The organism is Corynebacterium sp. Marseille-Q2823, assembly GCF_903645345.1.
Classification (GTDB): Bacteria; Actinomycetota; Actinomycetes; order Mycobacteriales; family Mycobacteriaceae; genus Corynebacterium; species Corynebacterium hiratae.
This window is the reverse complement of sequence record NZ_CAHJXS010000007.1, coordinates 62,389-77,370: the sequence shown is the minus strand read 5'-3', so window position 1 is coordinate 77,370 and position 14,982 is coordinate 62,389. Positions and strand designations below refer to the sequence as shown.

At 58.1% G+C, this 14,982-nt stretch carries 14 protein-coding genes; 6 read left to right on the top strand and 8 right to left on the bottom strand.

Features of this window, described 5'->3' with window-relative positions:
* Positions 1–148 precede the first annotated feature (148 nt).
* From HWX44_RS09260 to HWX44_RS09240, 5 genes are all read right to left on the bottom strand, one after another.
* The gene (locus tag HWX44_RS09260) at positions 149–922 is read right to left on the bottom strand and encodes a nuclear transport factor 2 family protein (RefSeq protein WP_046647723.1); all 774 of its coding nucleotides are present in this window, start codon (positions 920–922) and stop codon (positions 149–151) included.
* Between the two features lie 9 nt (positions 923–931).
* Complete coding sequence (locus HWX44_RS09255) at positions 932–2,308, bottom strand: NAD-dependent succinate-semialdehyde dehydrogenase (RefSeq protein WP_102233990.1); 1,377 nt, start codon at positions 2,306–2,308, stop codon at positions 932–934.
* Between the two features lie 151 nt (positions 2,309–2,459).
* On the bottom strand, positions 2,460–3,500 hold the full coding sequence (locus HWX44_RS09250; protein WP_175974314.1) for a histidinol-phosphate transaminase: 1,041 nt from the start codon (positions 3,498–3,500) through the stop codon (positions 2,460–2,462).
* Between the two features lie 13 nt (positions 3,501–3,513).
* Complete coding sequence (locus HWX44_RS09245; protein WP_158381366.1) at positions 3,514–4,851, bottom strand: aromatic amino acid transport family protein; 1,338 nt, start codon at positions 4,849–4,851, stop codon at positions 3,514–3,516.
* A gap of 12 nt (positions 4,852–4,863) precedes the next feature.
* Positions 4,864–6,549, bottom strand: coding sequence for a thiamine pyrophosphate-dependent enzyme (locus HWX44_RS09240; protein WP_175974312.1), 1,686 nt, complete (start codon positions 6,547–6,549; stop codon positions 4,864–4,866).
* Between the two features lie 129 nt (positions 6,550–6,678).
* On the opposite strand from HWX44_RS09240, the gene HWX44_RS09235 reads away from it, so the two are divergent.
* The gene (locus HWX44_RS09235; RefSeq protein ID WP_254868159.1) at positions 6,679–7,560 is read left to right on the top strand and encodes a LysR family transcriptional regulator; all 882 of its coding nucleotides are present in this window, start codon (positions 6,679–6,681) and stop codon (positions 7,558–7,560) included.
* A gap of 429 nt (positions 7,561–7,989) precedes the next feature.
* On the opposite strand, the gene HWX44_RS09230 is transcribed toward HWX44_RS09235, so the two are convergent.
* Positions 7,990–8,625: a GntR family transcriptional regulator gene (locus HWX44_RS09230; RefSeq protein WP_175974308.1), complete on the bottom strand. Its 636-nt coding sequence runs from the start codon at positions 8,623–8,625 to the stop codon at positions 7,990–7,992.
* A 185-nt stretch (positions 8,626–8,810) separates the two neighbouring features.
* On the opposite strand from HWX44_RS09230, the gene HWX44_RS09225 reads away from it, so the two are divergent.
* Genes HWX44_RS09225 through HWX44_RS09205 form a run of 5 tightly spaced genes read left to right on the top strand, consistent with a single transcriptional unit; the run spans position 8,811 to position 13,348 of the window.
* On the top strand, positions 8,811–9,815 hold the full coding sequence (locus tag HWX44_RS09225; RefSeq protein ID WP_175974305.1) for a TRAP transporter substrate-binding protein: 1,005 nt from the start codon (positions 8,811–8,813) through the stop codon (positions 9,813–9,815).
* A complete protein-coding gene (locus HWX44_RS09220) occupies positions 9,808–10,347 on the top strand; it encodes a TRAP transporter small permease (RefSeq protein ID WP_070512270.1) in 540 nt (179 codons plus the stop codon). The genes HWX44_RS09225 and HWX44_RS09220 overlap by 8 nt, the downstream gene beginning before the upstream one ends.
* Positions 10,344–11,612, top strand: a complete 1,269-nt coding sequence (locus tag HWX44_RS09215; RefSeq protein ID WP_175974303.1) for a TRAP transporter large permease — start codon at positions 10,344–10,346, stop codon at positions 11,610–11,612. The genes HWX44_RS09220 and HWX44_RS09215 overlap by 4 nt, the downstream gene beginning before the upstream one ends.
* A gap of 13 nt (positions 11,613–11,625) precedes the next feature.
* Complete coding sequence (locus HWX44_RS09210) at positions 11,626–12,384, top strand: HpcH/HpaI aldolase family protein (protein ID WP_070512263.1); 759 nt, start codon at positions 11,626–11,628, stop codon at positions 12,382–12,384.
* On the top strand, positions 12,377–13,348 hold the full coding sequence (locus HWX44_RS09205) for a C-terminal binding protein (protein WP_070512259.1): 972 nt from the start codon (positions 12,377–12,379) through the stop codon (positions 13,346–13,348). The genes HWX44_RS09210 and HWX44_RS09205 overlap by 8 nt, the downstream gene beginning before the upstream one ends.
* A gap of 145 nt (positions 13,349–13,493) precedes the next feature.
* Here the strand turns inward: HWX44_RS09205 and HWX44_RS09200 are convergent, their stop codons facing one another.
* Together HWX44_RS09200 and HWX44_RS09195 are read right to left on the bottom strand one after the other, a co-directional pair.
* Entirely contained in the window at positions 13,494–14,216 is a 723-nt protein-coding gene (locus tag HWX44_RS09200; protein WP_175974302.1) for a sulfite exporter TauE/SafE family protein, read from the bottom strand.
* Positions 14,217–14,240: 24 nt separating this feature from the next.
* Positions 14,241–14,951 (bottom strand): TIGR03089 family protein, encoded by a 711-nt coding sequence (locus HWX44_RS09195; protein WP_175974300.1) that lies wholly within the window; start codon positions 14,949–14,951, stop codon positions 14,241–14,243.
* Positions 14,952–14,982: the final 31 nt, after the last annotated feature.

Below are 14,982 nucleotides of genomic sequence, written 5' to 3'. Positions count from 1 at the left end.
GGAGCGAGGGTTTTGGCAGAACGGGCAGTTTCGGCCCGGACCTGGTTCCAGATCGCGCCGAAAACACGAAAAGGCTGGGCTGCTCCCCGTATCAAGGAGCGGCCCAGCCTTTCGGCATGCTGCCTAGGTTTGCAACCGAGGCTATGGCCTAGAAGATGCCGTGCTTATGAAGCGCCTCGTCGTCGGACGGGACCTCAGAAATGGCATCCCACATTTCGACGAGCTTGCCGTCCTCGACGCGCCACAGCTCGCAATAGGAATGGCGCGCACCAGCGATGCTGCCTTCGGAATGGGTTAGAACGAACTGTCCTTGTGCAACCGTGCGGTGGATGCGCTCATACTCCAGCCCCTCGCCGTCTTCCTGCAGCTTGGTGAGGAAATCGACGCAGTTCTGGGCGCCATCGGCGATATCAGGGGAGTGCTGGGCAAACTGATCATCACGGGTGTTGTCGATGAAGCCGGAGTAATCGGCGCCGATGAGCGAGCGGGTGAAGAACTCGATGACGAACTCTCGGTTCTGCTCGGTGAGGCTCTCATCACCGATCTCGGTAGCGCCATCGAGCTGCGTGCGGCCGCTTGCGTTCGGTTCTGCCAGGGGAACGAGGTTGTCCCAGTGCTCGACAATCTTGTCGCCCTCGACGCGGTAGATATCGAAACCAACGAACGGCTCATCCTCGATGCCGTCGAAGCGACCATGTAAAGCGACGAGGCCGTTGGCTTCGTCGGCAATCACCCGGGCGTTGGTGTACTTCAGACCCTCGCCCAGATCCGTGACAAACTTCTTGAGACCTTCTGCATCATTAGCGATGAGGGGAGAGTGCTCCACGAAGTTGTCGGCGAAGTGCTTGTCCAGGACGGAGGTATCGTGGCCGTCGAAAAGCGCGGTGTGGACCTCGAGAACGAAGTTTCCTAGTGACGTCATGGGATCTCCTTAGTTGGCCACGAAGTAGGTGCGCTTGTTGACAAACTCATCCATGCCGTAGGGGCCCAGCTCGCGGCCGTAACCGGAGTTCTTCACACCACCGAAGGGGACCTCGGCGCCCTCCGCCGCGTAGGTGTTGACGTTGGACATGCCGACCTCCAGGCGCTGGGCAATCTTCTCAGCGCGCTCGACGTCCTTGGAGAAGACGCAACCGCCCAGGCCGTACTGGGTGTCGTTGGCCAGCTCGAGAGCCTCTTCGTCGCTGCTGACCTTGAACACGGTCGCCACGGGGCCGAAGAGTTCTTCGTAGTAGACATCAGAGCCAACCGGGACATCGGTCAGCACGGCGGGGCTGAAGTAAGAAGACTTCTCATCCGCCAGCTCACCGCCGACGTGCAGGGTGGCGCCGGCGGCCACGATGCGGTCGATCTGATCCTTGAGGTTTTCTGCCGCGCTGCGCGAAGACAACGGGGTGTAGACGGTTTCGGAAGCCTCCTGCGGGGTACCAGGCTTCATAGCCTTTGCGAGCTCGACCAGCTCAGCGACGAACTCGTCGTAGATATCGTCCATCACGATCAGGCGCTTGTTGGAGTTACACGCCTGGCCGGTGTTGTACATGCGGGTCTCCCACGCGTCCTTGGCTGCCTGCTTGACGTCATCGGTGTCGAGGATGACGTACGGGTCGGAGCCACCGAGCTCGAGAACTGCCTTCTTGAGGTTCTTCGCAGCCAGAGAGCCCACCGCAGCACCAGCGCGCTCGGAGCCGGTGAGGGACACACCGCGCAGCTCCTTGTGCTCGATGATCTTCTCTGCCTGCTCGTGAGTAGCGAAGACGTTGGTGTAGACGCCCTTGGGAACACCGGCATCATCCATGATCTTCTGGATGGCAAGCGCGGAGCGCGGGCAGATGGTGGCGTGTTTCAAGACGATGGTGTTGCCGAGCATCAGGTTCGGGGCGGCGAAGCGCGCGACCTGGTAGTAGGGGAAGTTCCACGGCATGATGCCCAGCAGAGCGCCGATGGGGCGGCGCTGAATGTAGCCCTTGCCGTCCATCTCGACGGGGATTTCCTCGTCGGCGGCGAACTTGGGGCCGTTGTCGGCGTAGTAGCTAAAGATAGCGCCGCTGAACTCAGCCTCCTCGACGCCCTCGGAGATCGGCTTGCCCATTTCGGTAGCGATGATCTCTGCGAGCTCATCCTTGCGCTCTTCGAAGAGCTCGGCAACGCGTGTGACTACCTTGGCGCGCTCCTCGATCGGGGTCTCGCGCCAGCTGAGGAATGCCTCGTGCGCGGAGTCGACGGCGGCCAGGACCTCCTGGTCAGTAGCGTGATCAAAAGTCTCGAGAACCTCACCGGTAGCGGGGTTTTCTACGCGAAATCCGGACATTGCTTCATCCTCCAATGATTGAAGTGTGTATGGGTTGCGCCCCATTATGGGGTTGTATGTGACTTATTGCAAGTTTCTTGCGTTTTATGTCATTTGTCTCAGTATGGGCTTATGGGGCACTTGGGCTGAGGGGGTGAAAGAAGGAGGCCACCTAGCCCCGCCAAGGCTCAATGCCTGCGCGGCGCCAGGCTTCCAAGAACTGGGTGGTCTCGGCTTCGTCCGTGATGGACACGCGCACGCCTTCGTCGAGATAGCGGCGGATGACCACGCCTTCATCGAGCATTTTCGTCTCTACCTCCGCGGCATCCGCGCGCGGCAGCCACACAAAGTTGCCGTAGGACTTCTCGGCTCCCAGCTCCGCGCAGACGCGGTCGCGTTGTGCTTTGGTGATCTCGACGGCGTCGGCAAGCTCGTCGTGGCGCTTGAGCACCTCCACCGCGGCAGTTTCCGCCATGGCGGTCACCGTCAGCGGCAGGGAGAGCAGCTGCAGCGCGTTGATGATTTCCGGTCCTGCCACCGCGTAGCCCACGCGCATGCCGGCCAAGCCCCACGCCTTGGAGAAGGTACGCACGCCGAGCAGATTGGGGTAGCGCTGGTATTCCTCGACTGAATCTGGGGTATCGGGGGCGTCGTTGTACTCCCAGTAGGCCTCATCCAGCAGGACCACGACATCCTCGGGCACCCGGTCCATGAAGGCGCGGAATTCACCGCGCGTGATGACGGTGCCCGTCGGGTTGTTGGGGTTGCACAGGATGATGAGCTTGGTCTTCTCCGTCAGGGCGGCAAGGACTGCCTCCAAATCGACGCGGTAATCCTCCGTGAGCGGGACCAGAATCGGTTCCGCGCCGGCCATGCGCACGTAGAGGGGGTAAGCCTCAAAGCTGCGCCAAGGCACGATGACCTCATCGCCGGTGTGGCAGGACGCCAAGATGGTGGCCTGCAGGATGGGCGTGGAGCCCGCAGAGACGAAGATGTGATCCGCCGGAACCCCCAGGTAATTGCACAAGGCGTTGGTGAGCTCCAGGCTGCCGGGCTGCTGGTAGCGGTTGGTGGTGCGGGCGGCGTCGGCAACCGCGGCAATAATGTCCTCGGCGGGTGGGAAGGGGACCTCATTGGATGAGAGCTTGAGCGCGTTGGGGAAGTCCTTGCCCACCTTGTACTCGGGGAAGCTTGAGAGATCATTACGAAGCATTTTCACGTCCTTTCTAAATCATGTCCCAGATGGTCACGGCCATAATTAGCAGGCCCATACCGAAGACGAAGTAGTTCCACGGGTCATTGCGGAATTGCTTGTACACGTCCAGTTTCTTGAACATATACACCGGAACCAGGTAGACGATGAACGCCACGAAGACACCGGAGACAACCGAAATCATGGAAATGATGGAGGGGTTGAAGATTGCCACGAGCGTGGTGCACACGAAGGCGATGAGATAAATGATGTTGAGCAGCGTGCGGTGCGAGACCTTCTCCGCCAGCTTCGGCGCGGCGTTCTTCAGCAGGTACTCCGTGCCTTCTTCTGTACCGAGCATGTGGCCGAAGTAGGAGGAGACGATGGCGCAGATGACCACGATGGGGGCCATGTAAGCCATGAACGGAGTGCCAGTGACGTTGGCGAAATAGGAGAGCACCGGGATGTTTTGCTCGAGGGCCTCATTCATGCCGTCGGCGCCGAGTGCGAGGACGCAGGACCACACGAAGAACATGGTGAACACGACGAGCAGGATAGCGGTGTAGAACTCCGTGCGGGAAACGCGCTTTTCGGTCTTCTCGCCATACTGCGGCTGCATGTCGATGGCGAACTGCGACAGCGCCGCCATGTGGGAGAAGGAGAAGACCAGCACCGGCAGGATGAGGAAGATGCCCTTGATGATGCCGCCGTAGCCATTCGAGCCGTCATCGAAATGGATGAAGCTCTGGAGGTCCCAGCGCGGGATGAGGTAGATGGAGGTGACGGCCAGGGCGATAATCAGCGGGTAGACCAACACCTGGGCCAGCCAGATCATCGGCTTGCGGCCGATGGCGAAGGCACCGGTCATCACGCCCACGCAGAGCATGGCCAGCAGCCACCGGTCGAGCGACGGCCCGCCCAGCTGGTTGACAATGAAGCTATCCACCGCGTTGGTGATGGAGACACCGTAGATGAGGACGGTGGAAAAGACCGTGATCCAGTACAGCACCGCGAAGACGATTCCTTGGCCCTTGCCCAGATACTGGGAGACCAACTCGAGGATGTCCTTGCCGTGGTCCTTTGTGGGCGCGCCCGCAACAATCCGCGCGTAGGTGCGGTGCGAAAAGTACACCAAGGGGAAGATGAAGACCGTGGCAAAGACCAGCGGCCAGAACCCGAAACCGCCGGCATTCAGCGGTAGGAAGAGGATGCCAGCACCCACGGCGGTGCCGAAGAGCGTAATGATCCACGATGCAGTGGAGGCAGCGGGGCGCTGCTTGGCGACGACCCCATCGCCCACAATGTGCTCGCCTTCCTTCAGCTGGCTAGCGGGTACGGCATTCGAAGTTGGAGGAGTATGTGTCGTGCTCATGGTGAGCCTCCTTTAGCTGGTGGGCGTTTCGTCGGTGTGTAAAACCGGGGAGGGCGGGATAGGCAGGGAATGGGCCTGGTCGGTGATGACGTTGAGAAGCGCTGGTACGCCGTCCTCGGCGATGGCGCGCAGGGCGCGGGCCACGGCCTCCGGCACCTGAGCGTCATCTGTGATGAGTTCGCCGTGGGCGCCGAAGCTGCGGGCAACCGCCGCGAAATCCGGGTTGACAAGCTGCGTGCCGGAAACGCGGTCGGGGAAGTGCTTCTTCTGGTGATCGCGGATGGTTCCGAACTCGCCATTGGACATGACGATGATGAGAAAAGGCGCACCGTATTGCAGCGCGGTGGCCAGCTCTTGGCCGTTCATGAGGTATTCGCCGTCCCCGGCAACGGTGACAACGGTGCGCTCCGGGAACTGCAGCTTGGTGGCTACTGCGGCCGGGATGGAATAGCCCATCGAGCCGTTGCGCACGCTGAACTGGGAGGGGTAGACCTGCGAGCGCAGGAACTGCTGGGCCCAGATGCAGTGGTTGCCGGCGCCGAAGGTATAGATGGAATCCGTTGGCAGCTGCTCGTGGAGTGCTGCGAAGACGGCCTCCATGTGGGCGGTGCCTTCTTTACCGGGACGGTAGTCCGCGGGCTCGGGGAGGGTGGCGAAGTCGAGGTGGTTCGCGTGCGTGGCGTCGAACCATTCGCCGCGCTTGTCCTTGCCCTCGACGCTTAAGCGGTCCAGGGTGTGAGCGAAGGCCACAGGGCTCGCCACGATGTGCTCTACCAGCGCCACCGAGTGGCCGCGCAGGCTGGTATCGGGGTTGATGGCGATGTTGCGTGCCTGCGGTGACTGGCGCAAGGTGTAACCGTCGGTAGGAACATCACCGAGAACGGCACCGATTTCGATGACGAGGGAGGCTGCTTCCAAAAGTTGCGCCGCGCGTGGGTCGCGCCCATAGCCGAGCCAGCCGGCGTTGGCGGGGGAGTCGAAAGGTACACGGTCAGCGGCGCGGAAGTCTTGAATGATCGGGATGCGGTGCTCTTCGGCGAAGCGAGTGATCTTTTCAGCGGCCTCCGGGGTCCAGCGCGGACCGCCGGCAAAAATGAGTGGTCGCTCTGCGCGGCTCAGCTCGCGGGAGAGGAGGTCCAGGTGATCGTCGGAAAGCGCGCCTTCCGACACCGGGATGGGTGGGTGGATGCTGCCGGTGAACTCCTGGTGGAGAATATCCTCCGGCAGGCCCACGATGACGGGGCCGGGGCGGCCCTGCTGGGCTTGGAAGAAAGCTTCGGCCACGACGCGGGAGGCGCGCGACGGATCGTCGAGGACAAAGACCTGCTTGGCCTGGGTGCCGAACCACGCCTTGGGATCGAACTCCTGGAAGGACTCGCGGTCACGATCCGAGATGGGGATAAGGCCAACGAAGAGAACGAGCGGGGTGGCATCCTGCCAGGCGGTGTGGATGCCCACGTAGGCGTTGGCTGCGCCGGGGCCGCGCGTCACCATGGCGACGCCGGGCTGTCCGGTGGCTTTGCCGTGGGCTTCGGCCATGTAGGTGGCACCGCCTTCGTGGCGGGTGACGATGGCCTTCACGGGGGAATCGTAGAGGCCGTCGAGCACGGGCAGGAAGCTTTCGCCGGGCACGAGGAAAGCGCGGGTGACGTTGTGCGCGGCGAGGGATTCGGCAATGGCGGCGCCGACGTGTGACATGGAAACCTCCCTGGTGTTGTTGTGGTAGTGGTCTCATTATTCTTTGGTGATGCCATGTTGTCTAATGTCGAAAAAGCTGGAAAGCCATACCCTCAAGGTATTGGTAGTGGTAGAAGTAAGGGAATGGACATGGTGAAGGCCAAATATTTCCTTGCGGTCGCCGAAGCTGGCACGGTGACCGCTGCCGCGGCGCGCCTGGGCATTACCCAGCCGGCGCTGAGCCGGCAGCTGCGGCGCTTTGAAAAAGAGCTGGACCTGGAGCTTTTCGTGCGGGCTGGTTCCGCACTGGCGCTCAGCGACGCGGCACACGCCCTCATTCCGACGTGCCGCCGCCTCCTCGCCGAATCCGCGCGCGCCGGGCAGGCAGTAGAGGCACTTCGCGCGGGCAGTATCCCGGCGCTGCGCGTGGCTGCTACGCCGACGACGATTTCGACGCTTCTCGCTCCCTTTATTGAGGCCGCTGGCTCGACTATCCCTCTGCTCACCACGACCCCGGTTACGCACTACGACGTGTTCGACGCGCTGGAAGGCTCCGCCGACGTGGTGATTGCCACCATCCCGCCGGGCAATGACGTGGCCTCGCTGGCTTTGGGCACGATTCCGGTGCGCGCCTGGGTGCCGCCGACGCACCCCTTGGCGCTGGAGTGCGCGGGTTCGACCAGCGTGGAGGCTAGACGGTTATTGCAAGAAAAGGTGGCTCTGCCCTCGCGGCGCAGCGTGTCCCGCGGGGTGGTGGATTCCTTCGTGGGCACGGCCGGCTATGCCCTGGGTTCGCACGTGGAGTGCGATGATACGGCGACGTTATGCGCCTTGGCGCGTGCCGGACGTGCCGTAGCTTTAATGACGGAGCTGCAGCCGGCGCGGCTGGTGAGCTTTGATGTGGTGGACGGCGAGCGTGCTCTGGGCGGGGTTCCACTCGTGGCGGCATGGTCCCCGGGCCACTTCGCGGGGCAGGAAATTGCGCAGATTGCTGAGCGCTTCCGTAGTTTTATTGCGGGGTCGCTTCGCTAGGGTCTGGTTCTTGGCGCTGAGCGGTGTGCGCGCTTGGTGGGCGGTGGATAAATCTGCCCCAGTTGCCAAAGATTTGGTGCAAAAGGGCGGCAGGTTCATCTTTGACGGCTCCTGTGGCTTGGGTGTTCAGGTGCTCGTGCCCGGCCAAGTGAAAACTCGCTCATGCAATCTGGCTAGGGAAGAGTCCCACAAACCCTATAGGGCACCGGCCAAAACCGTTCAATGATCTGTGTAGGAAAGACTCAATTGGCCATTCAGGGGACTCGGCAACTCTTGTAACCGAATGGGCTGAAGGTTATCGCCGGTTCGTATGGTTGGCATTAGTTACCAAATCAGGGGCCAACTCCGGTGAGGGTAGCTTCGCCCATTCACACAGTGACTTGAATACTCGTCAACACTATTTTCTTGGCAAGATGAAGTCAGTGTAAGCTACAGTGCCTTCTCCCGATTTGAAAACCGGTGTGAGGCAATCTCGAAGTGCTCACGCAATTTCTCTTCCCAGCCCGATCCATCAGCAACAGAGTTGAGTAACTCTTCATGAATCTTGACCTCATTTTGAATGTCGTCATCCTGAGCGCGGTTGACCAAGAGCAATGCTTTGAAATTCCTTTCACAGATTTCCCACATGCTCAAAGCGAGTCGACCTTCGGAAGCTGATAAGAACGATTGATGGAATCGAAAGTCTGCATCTCTTGCGCTGTCCAAGTCATTATTGTTCGCTGCCCGGGCAAAAGCATCCAAAGCTTCTGTCGTCGCGGACCAGTCGGCATCTCTTTCCAGCGCTATCTCAATTGCACGGCGCTCCAAAAGAAACCTAAGCTCATACAGCTCTTTGACCACTTCATTAATGCGATCGCTCACTTTGTAGCTTCGCCCATCTTGCTGAATTAAGCCATCGGCTTCAAGCTTTGCAATTGCATCGCGTACCGGCCCCCGGCTCACCTCAAATTCGCGAGAAAGCCAAGGCTCCGTAAGTGGGGTCCCCTCTGGGAGAGCCCCTGAAAAGATCTCGATGCGTAGTGACTCGGCTACCTGAACACCCAGCGATTGTTGCCTTACGATCATTTTTTCTCCTATGACTCTTGACTCAGTTGTAGCACCTCCGTATTGTATCCCACAATTAACTGTTAACAGTAAACAGTTAATTGGCTCTCACAAGACAAGGAAAGGAGGGTTCAGGGTTGCGCATTTCGACCAAGGCCCAAGGCGTCTTAAACACAAGGATTTCTAGGCGTGGATTCCTAGGAGCCATGGGCGCTGCGGCTCTATCCAGCACTTTAAGCTCTTGCTCTGGTTCGCGTGCGGCTGGTTCCTCAGCCAAAGCAGAGTTCGATCTCGTCATTGCTCATGCCACGACGACCGATCACTTTACGCATCGTGCTTACATGCTTTTTGCAGATCACATCAATAAGGGCAGCGAGGGAAGAATCAACGCAAGGGTTTTCCCCAATGGAGTTTTCGGCGGAGACCGACAGCTCATTGAATCCGTCCAGCTCAACAACATTCAGGCGACCGCACCGTCAACCTCTCCGCTCGCCGCGTTTTCCAAGAACATGAACGTCTGGGATTTGCCGTTCAAGTTCGATTCCCGGGACGAAGCATTTACAGTGCTAGACGGTGAATTCGGACAAGCACGGCTGAAGGAACTCGAGGATGTTCAAATTGTGGGGTTGGGTTACTGGGAAAATGGATTCCGGAATCTGACACACAAAGTTAAAGACTTGGAACTCCCCCAAGGACTCAAAGGCCTCAAAGTTAGAACACTGGAGAACCCGACGCAGATCCGAGCATGGAACGCCACCGGTGCCAGTGCAACACCGATGGCTTTCACTGAGGTGTACACAGGACTTCAGCAGGGAACGATTGACGCCCAAGAAAACCCACTGGCTCTCATCGCCTCCCAAAAGTTTTATGAAGTTCAAAAGTATATGGTGATGTCCAACCATGTGTACACCCCCATGCCGCTCCTCTTGAGTAAGAAATTCTTCGATGAACTTCCTTTAGAACTTCAGGAGTTGGTCAAGGAAGCAGGCACGCTTTCCACGCAATACTGCCGAGAAGAAGCAATCAAAGACGAAGAGAAGTCGAAGAACGCCATCCTTGAGGGTGGAGTGGAAATCCGCGATATCTCGAACCATGAACGCGACCAAATGCGCGAGATCATGTCCGCCGCAGCGGAGCCATACCTCCGTGGGTTGCTTGGAGACCAAATTATTGACGATATGAATAAAGCAGTGGAGGCCAGCCGTGCATAGCGAAGAAACACGTGGCACGTCCCACCACAAGCTTTACGTTGATGAATACATTGGCGCCGGAATCCTCGGCATCATGACCATTCTCTTGTTTGTCCAAGTCTTTTCACGATTCATCCTTCAAAATTCGCTCTCGTGGAGCGAGGAGCTTTCTCGATACATGTTCATTTGGATGAATTTCTTGCTCCTGGGAATCGTGACGCTTCGAGGAGAACACATTGCAATTGATGTGCTGACGTCCAAGCTTAAAGGCGGGGTCAAGAAGATTGCCATGCAGTTTGTAATCATCGCCTGCTTCATTGTCAACATCATCCTCCTTGTTTTTGCAATACAGATTGCGACTACCCTCTTTCAACTCGGACAAACGTCTGCAGCACTTCAGCTTCCAATGTGGGTCGTCTACTCGGCTCTGCCGTTCGGCCTCGTGCTGTGTTGCCTCCGCATGTTGCAAACAAGTGGCCAAATCTGGCTAGGAACGTCACCCCTCTTGGATGACAACCTTGAGCTAGAACTTGCCGAAAGGACACAATCATGAGTCTGGCTTGTCTCTTGATAACGCTTTTCGCAGCACTTGCCCTAGGTATTCCGATTGCGTACTCACTGCTTGCAGCAGGATTGCTCACAATCTTCTTGTTCAATCCCGGTATCTCGTACGGAATGATTGCGCAATACCTGACTACTGCAAACGACTCGTTCCCAATTCTCGCCGTTCCTTTCTTTATTCTTGCCGGCCTAATAATGGGTAAGGGCGGCATTTCCCGCCGCCTGTTCAATGTGGCGAATTCCTTCGTGGGGCATATTCCCGGTGGTGTCGGAGTTGCAGCGGTCTTGACCGCAATGTTCTTCTCTGCGATTTCTGGGTCGGGCCCCGCAACCGTAGCTGCAATCGGCGGCATCATGATTCCAGAGATGATCAAGATAGGGTATTCCAAGCAATTCTCCGCGGCTCTCATCGCCTCGGCTGGAACGATTGGCGTTGTCATTCCCCCGTCCATCCCCCTCGTTATCTTCGGCGTCGTAACAGGCACGAGTATCGGGGATCTCTTCCTTGCAGCGATCGTCCCAGGAATCTTGATGGGTGTAGTGCTTATTGGATGGGCTATCTACTACGCCAAGAAGAACAACGTTGGTCGTACCGAGAAGTCCACATTGAGAGAGCGACTGCACCAAGTAAACGGCGCAAAGGCAGGCCTCTTCCTACCAATTATCATTCTCGGAGGAATCTACGGCGGCATCTTCACGCCTACAGAGGCAGCTGTCATTGCAGTCGTCTATGCAGTCCTCGTCAGCATGGTTATCTACAAGGAACTGGACTTCCGCGGCATCATGGAAACCTTCAACTCCGCTGCGCTGACGTCCAGCGGCCTGATGATTATTGTCGCCGCAGCTGCAGTATTTAGTCTCTTCCTCACCATCGAAGAAGCTCCTCAGGCTATCGTAAATGCCTTGAGTCACCTTTCAGATAACCCACTGGTGATCATTATCATCGTGAACCTGATTCTTGTTTTGCTCGGCACCTTCATGGAGACAATTGCTGCGATCACAATTATCAGCCCCATTCTTGTTCCCGTCTTATCACTGGCAGGAATGGATCCTATTCAAATTGGTGTCATCGTCGTTCTCGTTCTATCGATCGGCTTCATCACCCCGCCCCTTGGCGTTAACTTGTTTATCGTCTCCGGCGTTGCCAAAATTCGACCACAAAAAACAGTGGTCGCAATCATCCCCGGGTTCCTCCTCTTGGTTCTCGTGGGCCTCATCGTAAGTTTCATTCCGGCGCTTTCCGTCGGCCTACTTTAAGGAGTTGTACACAATGACTAACCATCGCGAAAATCTCGCAAACGGCGCAATCTACCACGGCCAGTGGCTGATGACTACCAGCACCGACCTCGCTCGGGCTTCGTCTGCCATTGGATTCGATTACGTCTGTATCGACATGCAGCATGGCTTCGCCCGCAATGAAGACATCCTCCGCCTCAGCGACGCGATTCGCGCCGGCGGTGACTCTCTTGTGACGGCACGAGTCGCTGACAACCGATTCACTGAAATTGGAATGCTCGCCGATGCTGGGATCGAAGCCATTATCGTTCCTCTCGTCTCCAACAAGGAACAGGCGAAGGCAGCTGCAGACGCTCTCCGTTATCCGGATCACGGAGGAAACCGTTCCTTCGGCCCTACCGCTCCGATTGTCAAAGGTGACCCCGTGAACACCTCTGATATCAAGCCTCCCCTTCTTTTCGTCATGATTGAGAACGCTGAAGGATTTTCCAACGCAGAAGAAATCTGTGGTGTCGAAGGAGTCGACGGAATTTACATTGGCCCATCGGACCTAGCACTAGCTGTCGGCTCGACTCCGGGACCGGAAGAGCAAGTTACAACTGATGCTATCGCCAAAGTCCTCGGAATCATCCAGGACGCTGGTAAAATTCCTGGAATCCATTGCAGCCACGGTACTGAAGCTAACAAACGCCGAGAGCAAGGGTTCCGTTTCATCACCACGTCCAGTGATATCGCAGCAGCACGAGCCGGTTTCATTAACGACTTGAAGAACGGACGTGGCACCAATGACTAACAAGCGTGTAGTAATCACCGATCATGAATTTCCCAACCTAGCTGACGAAGAGCGAATTGCTGCTGAAAACGGCGCAACGCTTGAGGTACATAGCGACGTTCTCCAAGAAGACGAAGTTATCGCAGCTACCAAGGGTGCTGATGTCGTAATCCTTGCTTATGCCCAAATCACCCGTAAGGTACTCGAAAGTCTTGCCCCCGGTGCGACCGTGATTCGATATGGAATGGGCTACGAGACAATCGATATGCAAGCAGCAACCGAACTTGGGGTCCGAGTCTGCAACGTTCCAGATTACGGTGCTGACACAGTCGCAGACCACACTGTAATGCTTGCCTTGGCAGCGGTCAGAAAGGTTTTGACCTACCACTCGAATATTGTTCGTGCGAATGACGGGTGGATTGCTGCTCCAGAAGTTGGGCGGATTCCGGCAGTCTCGGATCTTACTTATGCCACTGTCGGGACTGGACAAATTGGTCTCAAAGTTGCAAAGCGCATGCAAGCTTTTGGAGCGACCACCATTGCCTACGATCCTTTTGTTGACAAAGATCTGTTGTCAAAGGAAAACGTTGAGGTTGTCGAACTAGATGAACTGCTTTCGCGAGCAGATGTTGTTTCAATCCACGCCCCGCTTACTGACAGCACGTATCACATCATTGGTGACGCTGAGATTGGCAAGCTGTCGAACGAAGCAATCATCGTGAACACCGCCCGCGGAGCGCTTCTTGACACTGAGGCGGCAGCACGCGCAGTGTCCGAAGGCCGCTTAGGAGGCCTAGCACTCGACGTCATGGAAAGTGAGCCCCTCGAGGAAGGCCACCCGCTTCGGACCGCTCCGAACACTATCCTCACCCCTCATGCCGCTTATTACTCCGAACGGTCTTTGGCCAATCTTCAGTTGTTCGCAGCTGAGGAAATGGGGCGCGCCTTGAGTGAGCAGCCTCTCCGATGCCAGCTCAACCGCTAACCAAACTGGAGTAACGGACAAAAGCTCGCCTCGAGCCCACGCTAGGGCTTGAGGCGAGTTCTTTGTTTTGTTAGCTAGGGCTGTTGGGAGGGGTGAGCTGCGGTCCTAGCAGTCGAGCAAGAAAACTCACGGCATGTTGCGGATACTAGGCAGCAACCAGCCCCTCAACAATGAGCGCTAAGGCCGCGCTGATAGCTACGACGAGGACGATGCGGTTGAGAACCTTGGCGTTGATGAAACGGTTGAGGTAGCCGGCGGCGATGAGGCCCACGATGGCTACCGGCAGGTAGGCCGCGGCGGCGGTGAGCTGTACGCTAGTGATTTGCCCGCTCAAGCCCAAGATTGCCAGCGAGATGGTGCAACCGATGATGAAGGTGCCCGACAGCGTGCCGCGTATGCGGGCTGGGTCGTAGCCTTTAAGCACCAGCGCCATGGGCGGTCCACCGATGGACGTCGACGTGCCCAGAAACCCGGAAGCAGCACCCGCGACAGCGATGTTGGCAGTGGTGCGCTTGGGAGACCAGCCGAGGCTGGACAAGGTCATGGCAAAGATGACGGCGCAGCCGATGAAAAGGGAGAGCCCGCGGTGGGAGAGGGAAGCAATCGCCCACGCACCCGCGAGCGAGCCGGGGATGCGCGCGATGGAAGAAATGGCCACGATGTCCCAGGACACCGCCGAGCGTGCCTTGAGCATCGTGGTAGTTGAGATGACGAATGCCAGCAGGAGGATGAGCGTGGGAACCAGCTCCGGCTTGATGAGCGCCAAGATGGGGGTGGCGATGGTGCCCAGCCCAAATCCGATGGTTCCCTGGCAGATTGTGCCCACGAGGATGAGCATGCCGATGAAGATATAGAGCCAGCTGAACATTGCTCTACTATCTCATGACGGCGTTTAGGAGCGGACGGTGACCTTCTCGTTGTCTGCGATGTCCTCCAAGCGGTCGGCCGAGCACAGGCCCGCCACAATGACGGCGGAGCCGCCCGCAGCCAGTGGTTCGAGGACGGCCCGCTGGAAGGAAGCGCTGTCCGTCCAACCCTGTGAAAGCACGCGCTCAGCGCCCAACTCGGTGGGGAAAAGCTCCGGTAGTGGGGTAGTGGTGCCATAGAAGTGATCGCCATAGAAGCGCACGGTGGGGCCGAAGTCGATGGTGCCCAGCGGCAGCTCGCCGCCGCTTTCGACAACGCCGCGGCCAAAAGGATCCTGCGTGACGAGAACCGTGTCGACCAGTGGGGCCGATGCAGAGCCGGTGCCCGCGTCCGCCGCAGCCTTGAGGTAGGCCTCCGGAGAGGTGAACACCACGGCGATATCGTCGGCGTGCGGCTCTGTAGCGGCCGCACCGTCGGTTATGTCGAAGGAGATGCCCGTGGCTAGAGCCCCAAGTGCAATGACGGCTGCCTGCCAGGACACCGGAAGGTCGATGAGGATGCGGGAATCCGTGTCTGGTTCGAGGTCGAGCTCTTCCAGCAGCATGTTGGCGATCTTGGAGGTCCAGTTCTCCAGCGTTTGCGCCGAGAAATCCATGCGGGTGCCGTCAGTTTCGTTATAAACACTGAGCCGGGGAGCAGAGGCATCGGCGGACAGGAGATGCTGTAGGAGTTCCATGTCCGCCCATCGTAGGGGGCAGGCACTCGCC

Coding starts and splice junctions, on each gene's coding strand:
- HWX44_RS09230 (WP_175974308.1), bottom strand. CDS start 8,625: ATGATCGTAAGGCAACAATCGCTGGGTGTTCAGGTAGCCGAGTCACTA.
- HWX44_RS09215 (WP_175974303.1), top strand. CDS start 10,344: ATGAGTCTGGCTTGTCTCTTGATAACGCTTTTCGCAGCACTTGCCCTA.
- HWX44_RS09240 (WP_175974312.1), bottom strand. CDS start 6,549: ATGTCACACGTCGGCGCCGCCATTGCCGAATCCCTCGCCGCGCACAAC.
- HWX44_RS09195 (WP_175974300.1), bottom strand. CDS start 14,951: ATGGAACTCCTACAGCATCTCCTGTCCGCCGATGCCTCTGCTCCCCGG.
- HWX44_RS09235 (WP_254868159.1), top strand. CDS start 6,679: ATGGTGAAGGCCAAATATTTCCTTGCGGTCGCCGAAGCTGGCACGGTG.
- HWX44_RS09245 (WP_158381366.1), bottom strand. CDS start 4,851: ATGAGCACGACACATACTCCTCCAACTTCGAATGCCGTACCCGCTAGC.
- HWX44_RS09250 (WP_175974314.1), bottom strand. CDS start 3,500: ATGCTTCGTAATGATCTCTCAAGCTTCCCCGAGTACAAGGTGGGCAAG.
- HWX44_RS09225 (WP_175974305.1), top strand. CDS start 8,811: ATGGGCGCTGCGGCTCTATCCAGCACTTTAAGCTCTTGCTCTGGTTCG.
- HWX44_RS09205 (WP_070512259.1), top strand. CDS start 12,377: ATGACTAACAAGCGTGTAGTAATCACCGATCATGAATTTCCCAACCTA.
- HWX44_RS09200 (WP_175974302.1), bottom strand. CDS start 14,216: ATGTTCAGCTGGCTCTATATCTTCATCGGCATGCTCATCCTCGTGGGC.
- HWX44_RS09255 (WP_102233990.1), bottom strand. CDS start 2,308: ATGTCCGGATTTCGCGTAGAAAACCCCGCTACCGGTGAGGTTCTCGAG.
- HWX44_RS09210 (WP_070512263.1), top strand. CDS start 11,626: ATGACTAACCATCGCGAAAATCTCGCAAACGGCGCAATCTACCACGGC.
- HWX44_RS09260 (WP_046647723.1), bottom strand. CDS start 922: ATGACGTCACTAGGAAACTTCGTTCTCGAGGTCCACACCGCGCTTTTC.